Annotated in this window: 21 protein-coding genes; 2 read left to right on the forward strand and 19 right to left on the reverse strand. The window is 54.0% G+C overall.

The window, feature by feature from the left end; all coding sequences use genetic code 11:
* The first annotated feature begins 73 nt into the window (after positions 1-73).
* Complete coding sequence (locus tag NSQ73_RS20465; RefSeq protein ID WP_042135686.1) at positions 74-1,207, forward strand: THUMP domain-containing class I SAM-dependent RNA methyltransferase; 1,134 nt, start codon at positions 74-76, stop codon at positions 1,205-1,207.
* Positions 1,208-1,804: 597 nt separating this feature from the next.
* On the opposite strand, the gene NSQ73_RS20470 is transcribed toward NSQ73_RS20465, so the two are convergent.
* The 17 genes from NSQ73_RS20470 to NSQ73_RS20550 form a co-directional block, all read right to left on the reverse strand.
* The gene (locus NSQ73_RS20470) at positions 1,805-2,044 is read right to left on the reverse strand and encodes a DUF1450 domain-containing protein (protein WP_039308771.1); all 240 of its coding nucleotides are present in this window, start codon (positions 2,042-2,044) and stop codon (positions 1,805-1,807) included.
* A gap of 42 nt (positions 2,045-2,086) precedes the next feature.
* Positions 2,087-2,389, reverse strand: a complete 303-nt coding sequence (locus tag NSQ73_RS20475; RefSeq protein WP_039308768.1) for a HesB/IscA family protein — start codon at positions 2,387-2,389, stop codon at positions 2,087-2,089.
* Between the two features lie 126 nt (positions 2,390-2,515).
* The gene (locus NSQ73_RS20480) at positions 2,516-2,767 is read right to left on the reverse strand and encodes a hypothetical protein (RefSeq protein ID WP_039308765.1); all 252 of its coding nucleotides are present in this window, start codon (positions 2,765-2,767) and stop codon (positions 2,516-2,518) included.
* 171 nt (positions 2,768-2,938) lie between these two features.
* The gene (locus tag NSQ73_RS20485) at positions 2,939-5,059 is read right to left on the reverse strand and encodes a family 16 glycoside hydrolase (RefSeq protein ID WP_340987912.1); all 2,121 of its coding nucleotides are present in this window, start codon (positions 5,057-5,059) and stop codon (positions 2,939-2,941) included.
* 23 nt (positions 5,060-5,082) lie between these two features.
* On the reverse strand, positions 5,083-6,435 hold the full coding sequence (locus tag NSQ73_RS20490) for an FAD-dependent oxidoreductase (RefSeq protein WP_340987913.1): 1,353 nt from the start codon (positions 6,433-6,435) through the stop codon (positions 5,083-5,085).
* Between the two features lie 77 nt (positions 6,436-6,512).
* The gene (locus NSQ73_RS20495) at positions 6,513-8,123 is read right to left on the reverse strand and encodes a helix-turn-helix domain-containing protein (RefSeq protein WP_340989342.1); all 1,611 of its coding nucleotides are present in this window, start codon (positions 8,121-8,123) and stop codon (positions 6,513-6,515) included.
* On the reverse strand, positions 8,104-9,852 hold the full coding sequence (locus NSQ73_RS20500; RefSeq protein WP_340987914.1) for a sensor histidine kinase: 1,749 nt from the start codon (positions 9,850-9,852) through the stop codon (positions 8,104-8,106). The genes NSQ73_RS20495 and NSQ73_RS20500 overlap by 20 nt, the downstream gene beginning before the upstream one ends.
* Positions 9,853-9,932: 80 nt before the next feature.
* Positions 9,933-11,300 (reverse strand): ABC transporter substrate-binding protein, encoded by a 1,368-nt coding sequence (locus NSQ73_RS20505; protein ID WP_340987915.1) that lies wholly within the window; start codon positions 11,298-11,300, stop codon positions 9,933-9,935.
* 140 nt (positions 11,301-11,440) lie between these two features.
* Positions 11,441-12,277 (reverse strand): carbohydrate ABC transporter permease, encoded by an 837-nt coding sequence (locus NSQ73_RS20510; RefSeq protein WP_171718460.1) that lies wholly within the window; start codon positions 12,275-12,277, stop codon positions 11,441-11,443.
* Positions 12,278-12,302: 25 nt separating this feature from the next.
* The gene (locus NSQ73_RS20515) at positions 12,303-13,241 is read right to left on the reverse strand and encodes a carbohydrate ABC transporter permease (protein WP_076244203.1); all 939 of its coding nucleotides are present in this window, start codon (positions 13,239-13,241) and stop codon (positions 12,303-12,305) included.
* Positions 13,238-14,614: an FAD-dependent oxidoreductase gene (locus NSQ73_RS20520; RefSeq protein ID WP_340987916.1), complete on the reverse strand. Its 1,377-nt coding sequence runs from the start codon at positions 14,612-14,614 to the stop codon at positions 13,238-13,240. Before NSQ73_RS20520 ends, NSQ73_RS20515 begins: the two co-directional genes overlap by 4 nt.
* A gap of 1,125 nt (positions 14,615-15,739) precedes the next feature.
* Complete coding sequence (locus NSQ73_RS20525; RefSeq protein WP_340987917.1) at positions 15,740-16,948, reverse strand: M14 family zinc carboxypeptidase; 1,209 nt, start codon at positions 16,946-16,948, stop codon at positions 15,740-15,742.
* Positions 16,949-17,176: 228 nt separating this feature from the next.
* The gene (gene racE, locus NSQ73_RS20530; protein ID WP_039308737.1) at positions 17,177-17,983 is read right to left on the reverse strand and encodes a glutamate racemase; all 807 of its coding nucleotides are present in this window, start codon (positions 17,981-17,983) and stop codon (positions 17,177-17,179) included.
* 233 nt (positions 17,984-18,216) lie between these two features.
* Positions 18,217-18,693: a YtxH domain-containing protein gene (locus tag NSQ73_RS20535; RefSeq protein WP_340987918.1), complete on the reverse strand. Its 477-nt coding sequence runs from the start codon at positions 18,691-18,693 to the stop codon at positions 18,217-18,219.
* 98 nt (positions 18,694-18,791) lie between these two features.
* The gene (locus tag NSQ73_RS20540) at positions 18,792-19,457 is read right to left on the reverse strand and encodes a helix-turn-helix transcriptional regulator (protein WP_171718466.1); all 666 of its coding nucleotides are present in this window, start codon (positions 19,455-19,457) and stop codon (positions 18,792-18,794) included.
* Between the two features lie 42 nt (positions 19,458-19,499).
* Positions 19,500-19,940, reverse strand: a complete 441-nt coding sequence (locus NSQ73_RS20545) for a DUF86 domain-containing protein (protein ID WP_340987919.1) — start codon at positions 19,938-19,940, stop codon at positions 19,500-19,502.
* A 216-nt stretch (positions 19,941-20,156) separates the two neighbouring features.
* The gene (locus NSQ73_RS20550) at positions 20,157-20,444 is read right to left on the reverse strand and encodes a Dabb family protein (protein ID WP_039308729.1); all 288 of its coding nucleotides are present in this window, start codon (positions 20,442-20,444) and stop codon (positions 20,157-20,159) included.
* Between the two features lie 199 nt (positions 20,445-20,643).
* Between NSQ73_RS20550 and NSQ73_RS20555 the strand changes: the two genes are divergently transcribed.
* Positions 20,644-21,228, forward strand: coding sequence for a helix-turn-helix domain-containing protein (locus NSQ73_RS20555; RefSeq protein WP_039308727.1), 585 nt, complete (start codon positions 20,644-20,646; stop codon positions 21,226-21,228).
* Between the two features lie 82 nt (positions 21,229-21,310).
* Here NSQ73_RS20555 and NSQ73_RS20560 read toward each other — a convergent pair whose 3' ends face one another.
* Both NSQ73_RS20560 and NSQ73_RS20565 read right to left on the reverse strand, forming a co-directional pair.
* A complete protein-coding gene (locus NSQ73_RS20560) occupies positions 21,311-21,934 on the reverse strand; it encodes a class I SAM-dependent methyltransferase (protein ID WP_340987920.1) in 624 nt (207 codons plus the stop codon).
* A 69-nt stretch (positions 21,935-22,003) separates the two neighbouring features.
* A complete protein-coding gene (locus NSQ73_RS20565; RefSeq protein ID WP_039308721.1) occupies positions 22,004-22,423 on the reverse strand; it encodes a DUF6157 family protein in 420 nt (139 codons plus the stop codon).
* Positions 22,424-22,489 lie beyond the last annotated feature (66 nt).

Consider the following 22,489-nt stretch of genomic DNA (forward strand, 5'->3'; position numbering starts at 1 on the left):
ACATGGAGAGCAAGCTTCTCTTATTGTACTGGCTTTGCGTATTTATCCACAAGTTAAACGGAGTTGAGAGCATTTGGGCAAATTACAATTGATCGCCACTGCCCCCATGGGGCTGGAGGCTGTAGTAGCGCGTGAATTAAACGAACTGGGTTATGAGACCACGGTCGAGAACGGACGGGTATTATTCAGCGGAGATTACATCGACATCTGCCGCTGCAATCTATGGCTGCGCACCTCTGACCGTGTATTGGTCAAAATGGGCCAGTTCCCGGCCAAAACCTTCGACGAGCTGTTCGAAGGCGTCAAAGCGATTAATTGGGAGGACTGGATTCCCGAGAACGGCGAATTCCCGGTAGAAGGCCGCTCCCACAAATCACAGCTGACGAGTGTTCCTGCCTGCCAGGGGATCGTCAAGAAGGCGATTGTCGAGAAGCTGAAGCTGTCCTACCATACCGAGTGGTTCCCTGAGAACGGGCCGCGTTATGTGGTTGAAGTTATTCTGCTGAATGACATCGCGCTGATCACCCTGGACACCACCGGACCGGCGCTGCATAAACGCGGCTACCGCCGCCAGGCCACCGAAGCGCCGCTGAAGGAGACCATGGCTGCGGCCCTGATCCAGCTCAGCCGCTGGAACGGCCACCGGCCGCTGTACGATCCATGCTGCGGTTCCGGCACGATTCTGATCGAGGCCGCAATGATCGCCTGGAATATCGCGCCGGGTCTGCGCCGCTCCTTCCCGTCCGAGCACTGGCCGGAGATCCCGCAGCGCCTGTGGGAGGAAGCCCGCGAGGAAGCCTTCGACGCTGTGCGCGACGACTACCCGCTGCAGCTTACCGGCACCGACATTGATCCGGCAGCGATTGAGATTGCCGAAGCCGCCGCCAAGAGCGCCGGACTCTCCGGTGAGATCACCTTCAAGCATATCGCTGCCGCCAAGGCCCGCCCGGAAGGCGAATATGGCTGCATTATCACGAACCCTCCATACGGGGAGCGGATCAGTAATGATAAGGAAGTGGAGAAGCTGACCCGCCAATTCGGCGAGATGATGCTCTATCTGCCAACCTGGTCCTTCTTCGCCATCAGCCCGTATAAGGAATTCGAGCAATACTACGGACGTAAAGCGGACAAGCGCCGCAAGCTGTACAACGGCCGGATTGAATGCCAATACTATCAATACCTCGGCCCGCTGCCTCCGCGTAATTAGCAGGAGGCGGTGCGGATTTGATTATCAGAGCTGGCACTTAAACAAACTAACAGCAAGCCTTAAGTTCCATGCAGCCGGTCTGTGCTGCGGACTTAAGGCTTGTTTCGGTTTTCACTGCTGCTGTGTGCTGCGTCAATAGTGCTGCAATATGCAGGATTCTCCTTGGAACGATGCCACTCGGGCTCCAATATTAGACCCGACCCAAATTGTTGTACAAAATGCAGGATTCTCCTCGTAACAATGCCACTCGGACCCCGATTGTTGTACAAAATGCAGCATTTCCGCCTAACTGAGCTCTCACTAACTCGGATTGTTGTATTTAGTGCAAGATTTCCAAGTTTCGGACGTCTGCCCATTGCGATCGTTGTATTTTGTGCAAGATTTTTATCCATCGGCCACCTTTTACAGCACCTCGCCCCCACACACGACATATTCCACAAAGTGACGCTTTAGCTCCGATGATTACTCAGATACCAGATACTTTTCAGGGAACTCCAACCAGACATACGCTCATCAAACAAAACAACCCCCGCAAACTTATGCGGAGGCTGTATTTTTGTTCTATCACACTATCAAAACTATACTGTCTGACCTGATCTATTTCTTCACTGCGGGCTGTTTGACGAAAGCTTCCGCTTTGGCCAGCACCTCATCTTCTGTCGGAGCACTGATGTAACGGCCGTTGATATAGACAAACGGGCGTTTGCCGCAAGGTCCGCAGTAGGAGATACAGCCTGTTTTGATCTCGGCGTCAGGCGCCATCTTCAGCAGCTTGGGCACGATGCTTTTCATTTTGATATGATTGCACTCGTCACATAATCTTATATCGTTAGCCATGAAGCAACCCTTCTTTATGTCCGTAAAATACGGGCGGATCAATTAGTGATCGCCATGATTTCCTTTAGACGGATTAGTAATAACGAAGCCTTCCTCAGGGAAGTAGAGATAATCAATCTTCACACCGTCCAGCAGCGGCTGGTTCGGATCAAGAATAACATCGATTTCTTTGTCGGTGGAGATGACTACGTCGTTCTCCTTAGGCGTGTCCAGATCCAGGCCGTAGTGGGCATGGTCACCGTGGGAATGCGTAATCGCTACGCGCAGTTTAAGCTCGCTGTTGCCTTCAAGCTCCATAGTTTTCTTTATCACTTTAGCCGCATTGCGGGTAATTTTGACGTTCATTCGATTCCATCTCCCGGGCATCTATAGTTTAAATACTCAATAATTCATTTTAAGGAATATAGGATGTAAAAGCAACCATATTGCAGAAATACATCAGATAGAGCAGTCAAAATTGTCGTAAAACCGTCATCTTAGGCTCTTCAGCGCCGGGTATTTGCGGTCCATCCGCGAGACGAACCAGCCCATCAGCAGCATCGTTACCCCGATGTCATCAATTGGTATGAACGGCATGAAGTCAGGCAGCACCCAGTACAGCAGCGCCGGAATAGTGAACAGCAGCTTATCTCCCATAGTGACGTTCGGTGAAATGATATACTGCCAGGAGCTGCGGAATATATGAGACCATTGTTTGAGCGACAACAGTTTTCTGAATTTCATTGAGTAGTCCTCCCTGCTTCATTTGCTTATATCATTAGAAAAGAGAAAAGGGCACAGCCGCCAAACACCCGTTGAAAGGATTGCGGCCATACCCTTTGCTGTTATCTTACGCAAATTTGCAGAAATCGTTTCATTTTTAACTAAAATTTGACCGGATCATCCCGCTAAACTTTATTCCGTAACCTTGACATCATCGATCCGGGCGGTGCTGGAATGCATCCGGATGCCGATCTTCCCTCCGGCCGGCTGTGCCGCCGTATCGGTCCACTGGATCAGCTGGGTACCGCCGGCAAAAGCCGTAACCGTACTGCCGCTGACCGTCACCTTCAGCTCCGTCCACTGTCCGGGCGTAACGGCAACATCGGCACTGCTTACCATCGTGAGCGTTCCGGCTGTTTTTTTGAACAACTCCGCTTTGTCGCCTGAATCATTCAGTCGGAACATGTAATAATTCGAGGCATCCGCATACCGGAACAGCAGTCCAGCGTTGCCGAAGGCATTCAGCAGCTTAATTTTGGCCGAATATGTGTAGTTCCTCCAAGAGGCATCGCCTGTATAGGCTAGCGCTTCCCCTGACATTGAGGTCTGCGTCAAAGCTTTCGTACCGTCATCCGCCACGCTCCACGCCCCGCCTGAAGTAGTCCAGCCGCTGTAATTGTTATCCTCGAAATCATCCTGCAGCAGCGTAACCGGCGGTGTAATTGTACCCTGGAACTCGAATACACCGATATCCGGCACGCCGTTATAAAGTGTATTTCCGAAGTAATCGAGCCCCCCGTTGCCTGCAACCACCGCCCCGGCATTGATCAGCGGAGAGGTCTGCGCCAGCTTATAACCGTCTGCCGAAGCAAGTCCTGTGGCTGTGCCTGGACTGACGAAGCCGGGATTGCCGGTGATTTTGTTAGGATCGCTGGGAACACCCGAATTCAACCCGTAGAAGCTGTTGTGATCATACGTCATTCTGGGGCTGTTCGTGTATTGCCCGCTGGCAGCATTATAAAAGATATTATTAGTGTAATAAGCCATTCCTGTATTACTCGCATGGGTCAGTGCCTTATTCTGTGTTCCCGAACGGTAGATGATATTGTTGTAGATGTACAGATTGCCGCCGCCGTTCACCAGATGGAACACCCCGTTCGCATCCTTATCATTCTGGCTGATATTGTAGCGGAAGATATTATTATTCGTGTTGTTCATGACCAGCAGTGTGCCGCCCTCGTTGTTATAGCTATAGTTATACTGGTAGATGCTGTCGTGCACCTCAATATCGAAGTCCCACGGCTGGCCGTCTCCGCCCAGCATCCGGGTATCGGAGGCCTCGTTGTACTGGAAAATAGCACCCTTGGTATAATAAGCCCACTGCGCCGCAACGACAGTGATATCCTCAAGGTAATTGACGATGGATGTATTCACATCGGTGGCTTCTCCGATGGATTTCGTCTTGTTGTATTCGATCAGCGGCGAGGCGCTGGCTCTGACCAGGATGCCGTCCCGGTGGATTTTCTCCACCACATTGCCCCGGATCACGACATTGCTGAAAGCATCGAACTTATGAGTCCATGCACTATTGAAAAAAGCATCCGTCATCGTCTGAATCCCGGTATCCGCCACGTTGATGACTGTGTTATTCTCGATCAGAATATCATCCCAGGTGCTCTCCGGTGCGGTATTGGCTCCCCGGGCATGAACATTAATTCCGCCCGTTCTGCGGTCCGTGCCAAAGATATCGTGAATATCGAGATTGCGGATATAAATATGCCGAAAGTTCCCCGCTCCTGCTCCTTCCCCCACAACCAGCACGCCGTTTCTCCGCATATCCGTGGGCTGCTGTCCGCTTGTAATCTCCAGATTATTGATCTCCCAGTAGGAGACATTGCGCAATCTGACCCCGAAGCCCTCCCCGCCCACGGCGGTGTTGCCGAAATCTATCAGCGGCTTCCCCCCGCTCCCATAGCGGTCTACCGTAATCGGATTCCCCTCAGTTCCTGAGCCCTGCAGATCAAGATACTGGTTAGTCCACACACTGCCTGCCTTCAAAAGAATCCGGTCACCCGGGCTGAAGGTAGTGCTGTTCACTTTGCCCAGCGTCTTCCAGGCTGCCGTTTCACTGGTACCGGAGCTATTGTCGCTACCCAGGGCGGAATCGACGTAATAAGTGGTCCCTGCGGCCTCTGCAACTGGACCTGACAAGCCGGATAGGAGACTGAACAGTAAAAATACGATCATGCCCAGCATGGTGAGCCTGCCCGGCCTGTTTTTGCTTGAATTATGTTTCACATGGTTACTTGTCATTCTAATCACTCTCCCGCAATTAGTTATAACGCAGCCAATGCTTCGCCAAGCCAGGCCCCCTGCCGGACCAGCCCGCGCTGAAGCGCGGTGATATCTACCTTCCGGCTCTGGCTGTCCGTACCGGCGGCCATCGCCGCCGCCATTCCTGCCGCCTGCCCCATAGCGAAGCAGTTGGGCATCACGCGAAGTGAGCCCTGCACTACGCGGTCCGAGGAGGCTGCGCGTCCTGCCACCCACACATTATCGAGACCAACCGGCAGCATGCAGCGGTAGGGAACGCCGTGGGATTCGCCGGGCGGCAGATGGTGAATATGCATGGCCCCGCTGCTGCGCGCCATATGGATATCAATGAAATAGCTGTTGCGGGCAATATCATCCGGGAAGGACACCATATTCATGAAATCATCCTGTGTCAGAACATAATCCCCCACAATCCGCCGCGTCTCGCGGATGCCGATCTGCTCTCCGGTGGACACGAGGTGGGCATGTTCAAAGCCGGGCACGTACGCCCGGAAGAATTCCAGCTGGCGGAGGACCAGCTTGCGTCCTTCCACTGCGCCCCGGGTCAAATCCTCCGCTCTGGAGCCGTCGATGCCGAAGACATGGCCGAAGTTGACGCCGACCAGATAATCGGCAACCCAGGACAGGCCAGAGACCGAATCCCGGCCCTGCGGCAGCTTCCCGTCCGCTTGGGCCTGCTGCACCGCCCGATGAATCTGATCGGTGTCACCGCTTTCATTCAGATAATCCAGGAATCGCTTGCGGTCCACATTAGCCAGCAGATAACACATCGTCGCCGCCTGAAGCTCACCTGCCTCCCCGCCTTTATGGAATGGTGCGCCCGCCAGGGCAGCCAGATCGGCATCGCCTGTCGCGTCGATTACCGTCTTCGCCTTGATGAGGCTCCGGCCGGATTTGTTGACGATTACGACACCTTCGATCTTGCGACCGTCTGCGTCCATCACAGTCTGGCTGGCAATGGTATGCAGCAGCACCCCGGCTCCGCTCTCTGCCACAGCATCATCGTATACACGCTTAAGCACCTCCGGATCGATGGGCACCCAGTCCAGCTCAGTGCCGAAGCGTTCCCGGAATTCCGGTTCACATTCCGCCTTCATCTGCTCCAGCAGCTGAAGTCCGATGCCGCGCACCACCGCCTTCTCCCCGTCACTGTAGGGACAGAAGGCCGGCACCAGGGCAACGGTGCCCATGCCGCCCAGGAAGCCGCGCTGCTCAATCAGCAGCGTCCGCGCTCCGCTTCTGGCGGCGGAAATCGCAGCCGCCACGCCCGCAGGCCCGCCGCCTGCAACCAGCACATCCACTTCATGCGAAACGGCGATTTCTTCCGCTGGTAATCTAAACGTAAATTCACTCATTACAATTCCTCCTTAATACAAGCCTATATAGATTGAAGCTGAATTGATTCCAATGGGGATGTTGTTTATTCCCTTGTCTAGTCCGCTCGTTCCTCACCCATGCCCTCTTCAGCCGGCCCGGCTTTGTATTCACTGGGATTTCTGCCGCTGTACTTCTTGAAGACTTTGGAGAAATAAGCCCGGTCAGAGAAGCCTAGGGTATAGGCTACATTCTCCACCGTCTCATGCGGGCGTGCCAGCATCGTGATCGCCATATTCATTTTGTACTGATTGACGTAGTCGGTGAAATTGATGCCGGACAGCTTCTTGAAATAGCGGGAGAAGTAGCTGGCATTCAGATGCAGATGCTCCGCCATATCGGTCGAGGTCACCATCTGGTCGACATGCTCCTCCAGGAAACGGTCCACCTCCTGCAGCCGGATATCCTTCTCCTGCGCCGCCACGGGTGCCAGCGTATGCTGTCTCCACAGATTCCGCAGCTCCCGCTTGGTCAGGCGGGCAGCCTCCTGGATATGAACCGTCTGCTCCAGCTGGGTGAAGAAGTCCTCCTCGGCAAGTCCTCCGGCTTCAAAGGCCATCTGGCGCACAAAATTGCCGCAGGCTTCCTTCACCAGCCGGGGCAGCAGCCTATCCGCGGTGACCTGCTGCGTCCATTGATTGACTGCCAGATCAATCCAGGCGGCATGCCCTTCTTCCAGCGCCAGCGACAGCATCCCGCGTTCCTTATCTCCGCGCCATTCGGCGGTCTGCCCGAAATCCGCCTGTTCATCGAGGACAGCAATAGGAGTAACCGCCTGATAGAAGTTGTGATCGCGGCTGTCCATAAGCGTCTTATACAGCGAGTCGAAGTTCCGCAAGGGCACGGAAGCCCCTGAATAGAACCCCCGCAGGGTAATCTTCAGGTACTGCTCTACCTTGTCCAACACCGATTGCATAAAATCAGTCAGCCCCGTCCCCGGGCTGTAAGGGTCAGCTACATTCCAAACCAGATAAATGTCTGCGTCTCTGCTCATAATCGGAGTAATGGAAGCTTCTCCGGCGGACAGCTCCAGCGCTATATTGTTCACGGCAAAATGAATCAGCGGTATATCCTTGTACCGGTAACGCTCGGTTACAGAGGCGGCATCCATATGGATAAACCCGTGGCGCAGATAAGGATGCTTCCAGGAGATCCCGAGGCGCTGTCCGAATTCAAGCGTATTCTCCTGATCTGCCGTACCGGACAGCAGCTGCTTGAGGAAGCTCTGCTTCAGCACTTCCTTATTGCGCTCAATCGCCTGGCGGAAGGAATAACGCTCCAGCAGCTCTTCACGGCTCTTGAAGCGGTTCATCGCTTTGCTGAGGCTGCTCTTCAGCTGTTCAGGGGATAATTCATCCTTAATGAGATAATCATCCGCCTCCAGCTGGATGGCCCGCTTCGAGTAATGGAAATCCTCATAGCAGGTTAGGAAGATCAGGCGCACCTCCGGCTTCGTAATACGGAAGGCATCCGCAAGCTCCAGCCCGTCCATGCCCGGCAGGCCGATGTCGATAATGACGACATCCGGCAGAGCCGCATGGAACTGCTCCAGCGCATCCTCACTGCTGAAGGCCGAAGCCACCAGCTGCAGCTCCAGTCCCAGTGACCCGAGCAGATATTCTACATATTCCAGCATCGGGACATCATCATCAATCAGCATCAGGGTCATCAAGGGCAACCGCCTCCTTCTCACTGGTTACGGGGATATATAGGGTAAAAGTCATGCCATCCTCATCTGTTCTTGCCTGCGCGCTCAGCCGCGCGCGGTATCCGTACAGCACCTGCAGCCGGCGTGCCGTGTTCACGAGTCCGACCCCTTTTTCCGGCCACAGGGCCGTGTCTTCATTTCCTTGCAGCCGCCGGTTCAGGCGCTGGAGCTTATCCTCCGGCATCCCCCGGCCATTGTCGCTGATGCTGATCTTCAGCATATCGTCTTCAAACGCTGCCTCGAGCCGGATCGCCGGCTTCGCCGGACGTGCAGAGAAGCCGTGGCTGATGGCATTCTCGACAATGGGCTGCAGCAGCAGCCTTGGCAGCATAACCTCGCCTACCTTCTCGTCCAGCACACATTCAAAAGCGATATCCAGCCGGTTGCGGATCTGCATCACCTGCACATAGCTGCCCAGCACCTTGCACTCCTCCGCCAGCTCCAGCGGCTTATCTACATGAACGTATACGCGCAGCAGCTTCATCAGCGCATCAATCATCGCACCATGGGGCTGGTCCCCGGAGAGCAGCAGATCCACCTTGATCGAGTTGAGCGTATTCAGCAGAAAATGGGGCCGGATCTGCGCCGCCAAGGCCTGAAGCTCCAGCAGCCGTTTCTCCTCCTGCTCACTCTCGACCTGCTGAAGCAGCTGATTCATATCATCCAGCATCTGGTTGAAGGCTGAGGACAGCACTGCCACTTCATCCTTGCCCCGGACCGGAATCCGCACCGCGCGGTTGCCGCCGACATACTGCTTGACGCTTGCCCGCAGCAGACTGATCGGCTTATTGATATATCCGGCCCACAGCATGGACAGGATCAGAAACGCCAGAAAGAACAGACCGACGATCGAAATCGAGACCAGAAACTCGCGGTTGATATGGCTGTCGATGGAGCTGCGCGGCGTCTTGCTGGTGAGCAGCCAGCCCACTTTTGGAATACGGACCTCGCTGACCAGCATCTGACTCTCCTTCGGAGTATCCGCTCCGCCCGTGACCGCGATGCTTCTGCCCAGCCCGTCAGCCAGGGAGAGAACGTTGGCGCTATTGCCCGTATCCAGCAGGTTATGAAAATAATGGCTCGGAATGCCCACGTACAGCGTTGCCAGCTTCTCCTGATTCAGCGGATCGGTAATAAAGCGTACAGCGTAATAATAATCCGGTGCAGAGGGGTCTCCGCCGTAGGGGAACCATTGCAGTGAGATCTTCTCCTGCTCATTCAGCTTGCTGCTCTCCTCTAGAAGCTGCTCCGGCAGGACCGAAAAGACAGGAATATTCTGGTTGCCGATCAGAATCCGGTTCTCCCGGTTGACCAGCATAATCTGCAGATCGGCATCCAGCGACTGTACGGACAATATATTGGCCGTAGTCTTGAGTTTATTGTAGTGGGTATACACTCCGTAATTCCCGAAGTTCCCGGTGTTTTTTAAATAGCGCAGACTCTCCAGCACGGCCGGATCATATGCCTCAGAGAAATAGACCGAGACAAACGAGATGCTGTCTACGGTTTTCTCAATTTGACTCCCGATTACCTTCAGCGTCTCCTCGCCTGCACGCGAGATTTTGTCACTCACATTCTCTCTCACGGAGGTGTACGACCAGAAGGTAACGACAATAAAAGGCAGCAGGATCAGGATCAGGAACGTGAACTGCAGTCTGCGATGGAAAGAAAAACGGCTTAACCATTTCATAATGTATCCACCTTGTACTGTAATGTAAATTCAACGTCCCTATTATAATCCATAATCGCTGCCGCCTTTAGCTTAATTCATTATTTCTGATTGGCCTGAACTACCTTCTCCACTTCGGCTGTCATTTCAGTCTTGACCTCATCGAAGCTGCGGTTATCCAGGATAAAGCTGGCGAAGCCATTCTCCACAATCGCTTTCAGCTCACTGCCATAAGGCACACTGAAAGTATCCGGCATTTGAATATTCGGATCAAACAGTGTCTTGGACAGCGATGCGGTATCGATTAAATCTGTATTTTCTCCAAAGAAGCCGTTGATTAGCTCTGCTCCGTCTACACCCTTGAAGGCTGGAATTTCTTTCGTGAATTTATAGGATTCCTTGGACATCCAGCGGATGAAATCATAGGAGGCTTCCTTATTCTCCGATTTCGCGCCCATAGCGAGGCCGCCGCCGGAAATATTCGTCATGCCCAGCTCTTCCGTATCCATGGAGCGCGGCAGCGGAGCGTACATCGTCTGGAACTCATGCGGGAATTTCTCCAGATTCAGCGCCGCCCGGACAGCATAGCTTGGTACAGCGAGCATACTGGCATTTCCGGCAAAAAACTGCTGCAGCACATGATAGTTCGAAGCAAGCACATCGGCATACGGTTCAACACTCTTATCTTCCTTCTCCATAGTGCGGCGGAGATTGAAGAAGTACTCGAAGGACGGATCATCGAAAATCGGCTTCAGATCTGCGCTCAGCTGCGGATGCGGCTTCTCGGTGTAAGCGATGATGTTCGGATACTCACCCCAGGTGTGGAAGTAGGTTCCGTAGTGCTCAGGTGTCGTCAGCTTCTTGGCATAGTCGCGGAAGTCATCCCAGGTCCAGCCCATCTCAGGCAGGGACAGCCCGGCTGCTTCCAGATGATCCTTGTTAAAGACCGTCAGCCACTGGGTGGAGCTTGGCAGAATGCCGTATACCTTGTCATCAAGCTTCAACAGCTTGGAATATTCATCCTCCGGCGTAATGCTCTCCTGCTCAAAGAAGGAGTTAAGCGGTTCCACAACACCGCGTGAAGCACGCTCCAGCAGTTCATCCTCATTACCGGTCATGAATACATCGACTACTTCTCCGCCGGCTACGAGAATATCCAGCTTCTTCATGAAATCAGTACTGTCACTGTTCTGAACCAGTGATTCATATTCGACTTCCACTTTATCCTGGGATTCGTTATACGCCTGAACGGCCTGGTAGATCGGTTCTTCCGGCTTATCGGCCTTGAACGTGTAGAATTTGATCTTCGCCTTGCCTGCGGGCTGTTCTGTACTGCTGCTTCCGGCTGCCGGATCAGCCGAAGCCGGCGCATCGGTGGCGGCCGAATTACTGCTGTTGCCGTTCCCTCCGCATGCGGTAACGGAGAGCATAAGAATCATACTTGCTAATACTAAAGATAGTTTTTTCAAAGCAATTCCCCCTTGATTTGTTGTCTGCAGGCTCATTATACAATCTAAGGCCCGCGCACACCGTGTACAGCTTTGCGGTGTGCGCGTACACTTTTTTGACCTTCCGGTCCGGGCAGGGATAGCTGCCCGGAGATATTACTTTAACCTTTGACTCCGCCAATGGCAATCCCGTCAATGACTTGCTTTTGCAGGGCCAGGAACAAGATAAGCAGCGGCAGAATCGCAGCTACGGAAGCCATCATCATGACGGAGATTTGCGTGCCGAACTCTTCCTTGAAGAATTGCATCCCCAGCGGAATGGTATACAGCTTGGTCGAATTCAGCATAATCAGCGGTCCCTGGTAATCATTCCACGTCCAGATGAACTTGATAATCCCTACCGTAGCCAGGATCGGCCGGCTTAGCGGCAGTACAACACTCCAGAAGATGCGGAAGAATCCGGCACCGTCGAGCTCGGCAGCTTCCAGCATATCATTATGAATGCCGATCATGAACTGGCGCAGCAGGAAGGTGAAGTAACTGGAGAACATCCCCATCAGGATGAGCGCTGCATGCGAATCGTAGAGTCCCAGCTCCTTGATCATAATATAGCGCGGAACGAGTGTCGCCTGCTCCGGAATCATCATGAAGGCCAGCATCAGGGTGAAGATCAGGGTTCTGCCCTTGAAATCAAGCTTGCCGAGCGCGTAACCTGCCATGGCCGATATCACAATTGTAGCTATGGTGGATATCAGGGCGATTTTAATCGAATTCATATAAAATAGTCCAAACGCGACGTCGCCCATCCACACGGCCTTAAAGTTAGCAACCAGATTCCAGTCGGTCGGAATCCATTGAATCGGGAAGGTCCAGACCTCCTTCTCCGTCTTGGAGGCTGCGGACAGCATCCAGACCAGCGGCATCAGAAAGAATACCGAGAGCAGGGCGAACAGGGCGGTAAAGATCAGATTGCCGGTCTTAAATTTTCTCATTGTCATTGCCTTTAGTTCCTTTCGCCGTAGACTAATAATGGACTTTGCGGTTCTGTGTCATCCAGGTAATCGACGTAACCAGCATAATGATGAGGAACAGCACCCAGGACATTGCCGAGGCGTAGCCCATTTTGAAGCGCTCGAACCCTTCCTCATAAATCTGGTACACGATGACCGTACTGGAATAGTTGGGACCGCCGTCCGTCAGGAACTTGATCATATCGAAGATTTTGAAGGACGAAATTGTGCTGGTAATGGCCAGGAAAAAAGTAGTCGGACCCAGCAGCGGCAGCGTAATCCGCCGGAACTGTCCGATCCCGCTCGCACCGTCAATCGTTGCGGCTTCATACAGCTCTTCCGGAATATTCGTCATGCCGGCCAGGAAGATGATGATCTGATAGCCCAGCAGCTGCCAGACGTAAATAATCATAATGGCGATCAGCGAGAAGCTGGTATCGACCAGCCAGCGCGGCGGCTCGGACAAGCCGATCTGCATCAGAATCTGGTTGATCGGCCCTTTGGACGGGTGATAAAGCGCCTGCCAGACGGCGGCAATCGCGACGGTTGAACAAATGTAGGGCACGAAGAAGGCTACTTTGAAAAAGGTTTTGGCATACAGCTTCTTATGGATCAGCGCCGAGAGCACCACCCCCAGCAGCATCGTGACCGGCACCGTGCCGATCGTAAACAGCACGTTATTCTTCAGTGCCAGCAGGAAGCGGTTATCTCGGAACAGCTCGATGAAGTTGTCCAGGCCGACAAAATGGATCGCGGACAAGCCTCCGACCAGGTTCCACTCCGTTAAGCTTAGGAAAAGACTGAACAGCAGCGGGAACACGGCGATCACCAGCATACCGATCACTTCGGGAGCGATAAAGAGCCACCCCGCCAGCTGCTCCCTTCTTTTGCGTGTCCAGTAAGTTTTGGGCTCAGCCCCGGTTGTCTTACGGGTAACAGCAGATTCACTCATTGTATTCTCTCCCCTGCAGTTTCAGCTTGGTTGTCCGGCAGATAGCCGCCTTCTTCCCGCAGGCGGCCGCGCAGACGGGCGATATCAACGGCATGTACGTCGCCGCCGGTCTGAGCGGCAGCCAGTGCGGCAGCGAGTCCGGCTGCTTCACCCATCGCCAGGCAGACCGGCATCACCCGGACACTGCCGAGCACCCTGCGGTCGCAGGAGATGGAACGGCCGGCGACCAGTACATTGCGCAGTCCGCGCGGTGTAAGGCAGCGGTACGGAATGCCATGCGATTCGCCCGGCCCGTAGAGCGTGATGGATTGGCTGGACCCGGTGCCGCTCTGCTGCTCCTTCTGTGTGCCGTGCACATCAATGAAGTAGCTGTTGCGGCAGATCTCATCGTCGAAGCTTCTGCGGGAAATGTAGTCCTCCGCCGTCAGGACATAATCGCCGGTAATCCGCCGGGACTCCCGCGTTCCGATCAGCGTGCCTGTGCTCATGACCACCGCGTTGCCGAAGGCCGCGGGGTGGACAGCGGCGAGCATGTCCCGGTAGGCGGCCGCCATCTTGCGTCCTTCAACCAGCGCCCCGGATACAGAGAAGGAATTCGTGTTATCGACTCCCCAAAGATGTCCGGCGTTGAAGCCAACGGCACGCGGAGCTACCATGTTGTTGCACAGATGGGTGTCCGGAATTGCCGGGTATTCCCCTGAACGGACCACTTCATGGATCGGGCTGTGCGGGTTCTCCGCATGCAGCTTCGGCCCGTTCAAATACGCGTAATCATCCACGTTGCCAAGGATGAAGCAATGGGTAGCCGGCTGAAGCTCGCCGGTCTCTTCGTCCCCCATCTGGTACTCGGCGCCTGCCCATGCGGCGACATCGCCGTCTCCCGTGCAATCGACATAGACGGCAGCGCGGAAGGCCTGCAGGCCGCCTTTGTTCAGGAGGAGTAGTGTTGTGATGTTGCCGTGGTCGTCTCTCTCCACATCCGCAAGCGCGGTCAGGAACAGGACATGCGCACCCGACTCCGTTACGAGATCGTCATACACCCGCTTGAGCTTCTCCGGTTCGATCGGCACCCAGTCCATCGCATCCTCCCGGACATGCAGCATTTGCGCCTTTAAGGTATTGAATACCTTGGCCGCGAGACCACGGTAGACCATCTTCTCTTTATCCGAGAACGGGCACCAGGCCGGCACCAGGCCGGAGGTTCCCATTCCGCCAAGGCTCCCGGTCGCCTCGACCAGCAGCGTCCGCGCCCCTTCTCTTGCCGCCGCAGCTGCGGCAGTGCAGCCCGCAGGTCCGCCTCCGACTACAATGACATCGTAGGAGGAATTCAGCGGGATCTGTTTACTTTTCAGCGTATACGTATCGTTCTCCATGTGGCCCTCACTTTCCCGGCGGCCGGCCCTCTTTCCGTGAAGCCGTCCGCCACTCTTCTATACGCTAATTTTAGCAAGAGACATTTGCGAGTACGGTATAGCTTTCATACGCCTTGATGTGCATTATTTTGACTATAAAATGCCTAGGCGGGAGACTCAGGGGGTTGGGGTTGGGGTTGGGGTTGGGGTTGGGGTTGGGGTTGGGGTTGGGGTTGGGGTTGGGGTTGAGGTTGGGGTTGGGGTTGGGGTTCGAGCTGGTGTTCGAGTTGAAGCTAGAGCTGGAGTTCGAGTTGAAGCTAGAGCTAAAGCTGGAGTTGGTATAGGCCGTTGGAGTAACGTTGGCACTTTGTGTGTGGGTGTGGGTTTGTGGAGGAATGGACGTATGTATGCTCTGCATGCGTGCATTGTCTTTGCGTATACTAGCTGAACCTCAGCCCGGTTCAGCTAGTGATGAGGACTGAGATTCCGCTAAATGATGGAATCAGGCGAAATCGCCTGTCAAACGGACTCAGATTCCGTTATGTGTCAGAATATCCCCCATCTTGAGCCCGAATGAACAAATTAACGGAATCTCAGTCCGCTTCAGCCCCATTATTAGGTTTTTTCGTGAAATAAGCGCTTCTCAGTCTGCGTCTCTCCATTAGAGTGCCCACTCCTGCATCACCAGTAACCAATTTTGGCAAGCCACTACCCAAGCGGCTGTCTCCAGTGAATTTATCCTAACTCATTCATCTATCTCCACCCAGCCCACTTCCGGCGGAATCAGGGGCATTTCTGCCCCTCATTTACTCATCCAGCCCACTTCCAGCGGAATCAGAGACATTTCTGCTCCTCATTTCCCCCTACTCCCCAGCGAATACAAAAAGAAACCGCCCCTTAAGCATTGGAGGTGTTAGCCCCCCGCTCTTTAAGGAACGATTTCTTTGTGCGTTTATTATTGAGCTAATTATTGCGCCTAATAATTGCGCCTAATAATCGGGTCCATGGACCCGATTTGTCTCCAACCAGCTTGTCTCCAACCCGCAATACAATAAAAAAGGATACAGCCGCGGAGGATCGATATGGAGGATTGCGGCCGTGCCCTTTGCTGCTATCTTACGCAAATTTGCAGAGATTGTTTCATTATTATTTCAAATTTGAGAGTATCGCCCCGAGTATGAGTCCGGTCTCCAGGGCCATATCCTCAAAATCAGCCGCAGGCAGCGGATTCTTGCCTATGCCCAGCTCTACCGTGAATCCCGGCTTGCGGAAGCGCTGGATGAACCAGTCCTTGTATCCGGCATCGCTGCCGGTCAGCTCGACGGCCCGGTAGCCGCTCACCGCCGCAAGCCCTGCTGCCCACCGCTTACTCTCCGGCGGCTCGTAGCCCCGGTAGTTCCAGTAAATCTCTGCACCCTGGCTGTGCAGGGATACGGCCGCATCGCCGGGAATCCGCTCGGCCAGAGCCGCCAGCGCCGCTGCCTCCGGCTCACAGAGCGGGGCATGCCCGCTGTAATCCCGCGGAGCCGGACCGGGAACCTGCCGCCGGTCGCGCTCCTCTTCCCAATGGGCGGGGAACTGATCGCCAAGATCCACGCCGCGGATGTTGGCCTTCCAGTGGCGGAAGCTGCGCCTGCCGCTGTTCCATTTCATCAACGCAGCATAATAAGGATGATCCGGCAGCGCGCCTTCCTGCACCAGCTCGACACCATCGGGATTCGCCATCGGCACCGCCCATAGCGTCCAGTCCCGGTGCCAGTCCGCTGGCTGATGGCCATGCCACGCGCTGCCTGTAGCAAAAGCTGCTGCGTATTCTTCAATGAAGCGCATCAACGAAGGCGCGGTCAGCCATTCATTGGCATGCAGCGCGCCATTCACATGCAGATGCCGTGGACCGCTGCCGATCCGCAGCAGAGTGATTGGCTTGCCGAGCACGCTGGTGCCGATGGTTTCAGTGCTGACAAAAGGATATTTACCCGCCAGCCTGGCGGTATCCGCCTCCTGGTCAGCCGGTCCGTATTCACCGCGAAGATAGACTTCCTCACGGCGGGCTGCGGCCGGAATCACAAGCACCTTGCCCGGCAGGCATATGCGCCCCGAGCTTACCCCCGGATTCAGCATTTCCAGTTCGTCAATCCCCACACCGAACAGGGAAGCGATGCTGTGTGCATCGTCCCCTTCCTGCACCGCATAACGCTTACGCGGAGCAGACGGCAGGAACAGCACCTGCCCCGGATATAAATAAGGCTGGCTTCCAGCCCATGGATTCCCTTGAATGACATGCTCCGGTGTCAGTCCTTGTCTTGCGGCTATACGGCTTACGGTATCTCCCCTGCGGGCAATATATTGCTGCATATGTCTCATCCTCCCGGCCCTCTTGAGCCGCCGTCCCCTCCAGCCTGTCCGGGTCTCTCCGCGAATACAGGCGGGACACAGCCCTAGCCTAGTATATGAGCAGCAGCTCCATGTCATGAAAGATTTGAACATACAAAAAGCCGGGAATCCCGCTCCCGGCTTGTAACATCCGCCCCGTGATGCCTGGGGGTTTGTCCCTATTCAATTCACCACAGAGAGCATCCCAGCCTACATCGAGGATACCTGCCATACTACAGGGGTACGGCTAATCTGCTCGCCAAGCCAGTCCCGGGCGATCCGCTGGAACATCTCTGCATCGCCGCTGCAGAAGAATTGGTGGATCGGGCTTTCATCCCCGCGCGCCAGCTGGCCTTTGTCATACAGAATGGTGCTGATCTCCCGCGCCGTCTCGTCTGCCGAGCTGATCAGCTTGACTCCCGGCCCCATTACTTTACCGATCGGCTCGACCAGGAACGGATAATGGGTACAGCCCAGAATCAGAGTATCAATCGGCTCGTATTTGATGCCGTTCAGCGACTCTGCTACGGCAAGGTGACTCTCCTCCGAGCGGAACAAGCCCTGTTCTACAAAGGGGACAAGCGCCGGGCAGGCCTGGCTGACCACCTGGACGAACGGTGACAGCTGCTTCAGCGCCGCCGTATATGCACCGCTTTTGATCGTACCGATGGTACCGATGACGCCGACCTGGCCATTCTTGGAAGCGCTGATGGCTGCGCGGGCACCGGGGTGAATGACTCCGATCACAGGAATGGCTACCTTGGCGGAGATATAATCAAGAGCTGCCGCTGTTGCCGTATTGCAGGCAATAACAATCATTTTAGGATTAAATTGAATTAAGTAGTCCACGATTTGTTCAGTGAACAATTTCACTTCCTCAGTCGAACGGGGTCCGTACGGAGCTCTCGCCGTATCGCCGAAATAGATGATTTTCTCCCTGGGGAGCTGTCGCATCACTTCCTTGACAACGGTCAATCCTCCCACACCTGAGTCTAATATAGCTATTGCTTGCTGCACGAACACACCGCATCCTTTAACTTGTTTTGTGTAGCTTATGTAAGGCCGGAATAAAGTGTACCAGGATTTCAGCCCCAATTGCAGATAATACCCCATTTACCGGCTTAGTTCAAGTAAGGGATTCATCAGGCACAGCCCCGGGCCGGAACAGGCCAGACCTGGGGAGGGACAGGAACGGCAAAAGCCGCCTCCCGCCAGTCTGCGGAAAGCGGCTCCTCTATTGTTGGGTAAGCTTAGGAAAGCTCGCCTTCACTTTTGCCGTCAACAACCTCTTCAGCTACAGCAATATCCGTGTCTGATTCAGCTTCGATCTCAGCTTCAATGGCTTCCTCTTCCAGCACAACCTCTTCAGCCTCAGCAATTTCAGCAACTTCATCCGCTTCTGAGGCTTCCACAGCCTCTTCAGCAATTCCGCTTACGGTAGCCGTCTTAGCTTCTTCAACTGTATCTGTGACGGCTTTGCTCCATTCTTTGACTTCACTGACGACCGACACTACAGCTTCTTTAGCCTTGCCGTAGATCTCTGTAGTCTTCTCACTGGCCTGAACAGCGATTTCCTGGACCTTATCGACCGCTTCAGTCGTTCCTTCGGCAATATCCTTACGGAGCTCCTTACCCGGTTTAGGAGCGAACAGCAATGCTGTCACCGTTCCGACCACACTGCCGGCAAGCACACCCCAGAGCAAGCTTTTGGTATCCTTTTTCATCATCAATCTCTCCTTTGGATTCAAAGTGCCTCTGCCCGGCCGCCCGGGCGATCGCCTAGTTCTGGTATATCATAAGCATAGAGAGTTTGTCCTGTGACTGATCATTTGGAGTTTTCCGAAGTTTTCTCCTTTTTGTTCGGAGTGATTGCATAACGGCAGCATTGGCCGCCTTCCGCCATACATTCACTGCGGGTAACCTTCGCATCCAGCAATTCCTCGAACAAATGCTGCTCGCACTGGCAGGCCTTGCGGTACTGGGTAGCGACCTGGCGGATGGGACAGTTAAATTCACGCATCACATACGAACCGTCCTCTTCCTTACTCCATTCCGCCATATACCCTCCGGCATTCTGAATCGCTGACAGCTCGGCAACACGCTGCTCGAGATCGCGGTTCTGCATCATAGGGGTGTACTGGGCAAGCATACGCCGCCTGCGGCCTTCAAAAAGCACATTAACCGCATCCAGCCCGCTCCCGTGATCCAGCTCCCGCAGCAGCTCCAGCGCCAGATTGTGATAGCTTTTGGGAAAATGATCTTCCGCCCGCTCGGTAAGTGAGTATACATGCATAGGACGTCCCATGGCCTGGCGCACCACCTTGGTCTTGGCAAGCGACTCCTGCTCCAGTTGAAGCACATGGCGGCGGACGCCCATTTCGGTAATGCCCAGCTCTTCCGCCAGAGCGCCGATTGTCAGCGGCCCTTTCATCTTCAGCAGCGTCATAATCATCCGCCTTGTCGAACCGCTTTCCTGACCCTTCTTCGCCATAAAGGACCTCCTTTCTGTCTGACTACATACTTTACGTTATGATTACACCGTTACTTCAATTCCCAGCTCCCGGTCCAGATAGCCGCGCACCTCGGAGGCGAACTGTTCCAGCACATTCGGCAGCACCAGCGTCAGCGGATGCAGTGCCTTTCGTTCCCACACATAATAGTCCTGAACCAGAGGCTTGCGCAGGGCTACCAGCGAAGTCAGATCAGGGTAAATCCCGCTGTCACCCAGCACCTTTTCCTCATGAATAATGGAAATAATATCTTCATAGCTCCCGGCATCCCGCATAATGAACCCGTCGATCAGACAGCTGCCCACATCGGTAACCACTTCTACCGCCAGATGCAGGCAGCGTTCCTGTACAAGACCAAGTATCGTACTGCCATCCCAGGAAGATGCCGCGTGCCGGAGACCGTTATTCAGATCAGGGATTTGTTCAAGTATCGTTTCAATTTGCTTCCGGTTGACATAATACACAGATGACCCTCCACCCTGCGGTAATTTGACCTGCCACTCAATAACTGCCGCTACTTCCCGCGTTTGCCCCGGCGCTTCAGCCAGAACAGCATAATGAAGCAAGCCGCCAAAAATACAACCAGATACGTTAACGCTTCCATTGGATACTCAAGCTCACGCATAACCGTCACCGCTTTCCGTACTTAATGGGTTCCAGCCTTGCAGATCATATGCTGCCTAAATCTCGTAATCCACAGCCACAGAAACATCTTTGACTTCGTTAATGTGGGCGATAACTTCCTTGTGGGCCGGATGAACCTGATAAGCCTGTAAATCTTCCATGGAGGCTACAACGGTAACCAGGGCAATATCATACGAACGCTCGGAGTGAATCAGATCAGCTCCTACTTCAATAGAGATAAGCTGCGGAATTCTTCCTTCCATGTTGCGTAGAACGGCTACTGTCTCTTGTACTTTGTCCGGGGACCGGTCCTTTAATTTGAAGAATACAATATGCTTGATCATCTATCTCGCTCCCAGCTCTTGATTAATATAAATTTGATTACTAAAAATATATCATAAACAACAGCATTACTGAAAGAAACTTAGCGCTGCACGAAACGGAGGCATTTGATCTGGACGAAAGCATTGGTGTAATGTTAAAGTCATATACAGCTAAACTAGAAGAATTACCACTTCATTAATTCAGTATATCGGAGGAATTATGCCTAAGAATCAGCAAGAACCACATAAAATTCAGGCCTGGTCTCTGATCAACCGCAAATATCTTGGACAAGGTGTACGTGTCAAAAGATTCCGCCGGCCAAAGCGCAGCCAGATCCGCAACCGCGTTCTGCTGGCCATTCTGATGGCTAAGGACATGAAGCTCTCCAGACTTGCAGAAGAGCTATCCGTTTCCTCGCGCAGCGTAAGCGCATGGGTGTATGAAGGCCGCATTCCCTCCAGAACCAATCTGGACAAGGTCTGCCGCCTGCTCGGTTATCCGTCCCATATCTTGTTCAATGAAGCTCTTCTGCGGCAGAGTCCGATTGTGTGCCAGCCGACCCCGTCCCGTTTCATGAAAAGAACGATTGCCCGTTCACCGCAAAGCAATGCTATCCTGACCGGACTCTGCATGGTGTATGACTTCTCGGTAACTGATGTCAGCATCTGGATCGGTGTCCATCCCGGCACTTTCCGCAAGTGGCTGCACCAATGCCATCTGCCTACGCTGGCGCTGCAGGAGAAAGCCGAGAATTTCTTCCGGATTCCGCGCCATATCCTGTTCGCCGATTGTGAGCTTCACTAGTGTAACCGCCTGAATAAACGTCTGAATAAGGCCCTCCTCCTGTTTGGAGAAGGGCCTCTTGATGCTGCGCTCCTGCACCTGTTTATTTTTTGCGTGCGAGAATGTATCTTAGTATGTATTCATGGGTCCCGCCCTGCGGACTCTCCAGCGGTTCGGTAAATGCACCCGTCTCCAGAATCTCAGTACCGGCAAAATGCCCTCTTATATCGCCGTCGCTAAAAAAATGGGCATACTTATCTGCCTTGTATTCATAAGTGCCCGGTTCAAGCTCCTTCCCACACCCATAATTGGGATCTTCATCGGAGAAGCTGGTGAAATAGAGCAGTCCTCCGGAGCGCACCTGCTCAAGACACGCTTCAATCAGCCTGCGGCGGTCATCTGCCAGGAATAGATGCAGCACGTCATAGCAATACACGGCATCCACCGGATGTTCAAGCTGCGGCTGCAGCGCAGATCCGGCGATAAAGGTTGTCCCGGGATCCCATTCTGCGGCCAGCTCCAGCGCGGCTTCACTTAATTCTATGCCATAAACGGTAAATTCGGGGGCAAACACTTTGGTGTTCCGCCCGTAACCGGCACCCGGAATCAGGACGGAAGACGCCCCGTCTTCCATAAACCTTTGTTTGGCCCACCCGGCAGTCGGGCTGGGCCGGCTCCCCCAGATCATCCCCTCCCGGGCAAACCGCTGACTCCAATACTGTGACATAACGCTTCCTTCTTTCTATCCAGGAAATTGTGATGCTGTACTTTTGGCTCCCCGCTCCCGGCTCCCTGCTCAGCGGCGCTTACTGCGCATAGCATTCAGCAGCTTCACCCCGGCTTCACCGCTGGAAATATAATAATCGTACTCTGGAGACTCTTTGGCGTACAAGGCGATTTTGCCTTCTGCATCATAGTGGACTCCCCAGCCGTACTTCTTGGGCAGCATGGAGGCCCGCAGGCAAGGATGATTCTTCGCGAACAGCTCTGCCCAAATCTCTTCCCGGCGGGCGTCCCGCTCTTCTTCGGGAATTCCTTTGTGCCGTACATGGACCTGATACAGCAGCTCTTCATGGTTATAGTGGTAAGGCGCACCTGCCAGCAGCTGGTATTGAATGACATGAGCGGGCGGAAGCGGCCGTCCCGAGACCGGGGTTATGCCAATTTCTGCCGGACAATCTTCAGCAACACGGATAAAAGTATCGGTATAGCTCAATTAGAAGCCTCCTTCAGCTGCGGAATATCTTTTTCCTCTATCATAATTCACTCCGCTGCATCAGGC

The organism is Paenibacillus sp. FSL R10-2736, from assembly GCF_038000245.1.
Lineage (GTDB): Bacteria > Bacillota > Bacilli > Paenibacillales > Paenibacillaceae > Paenibacillus_AQ > Paenibacillus_AQ phytohabitans.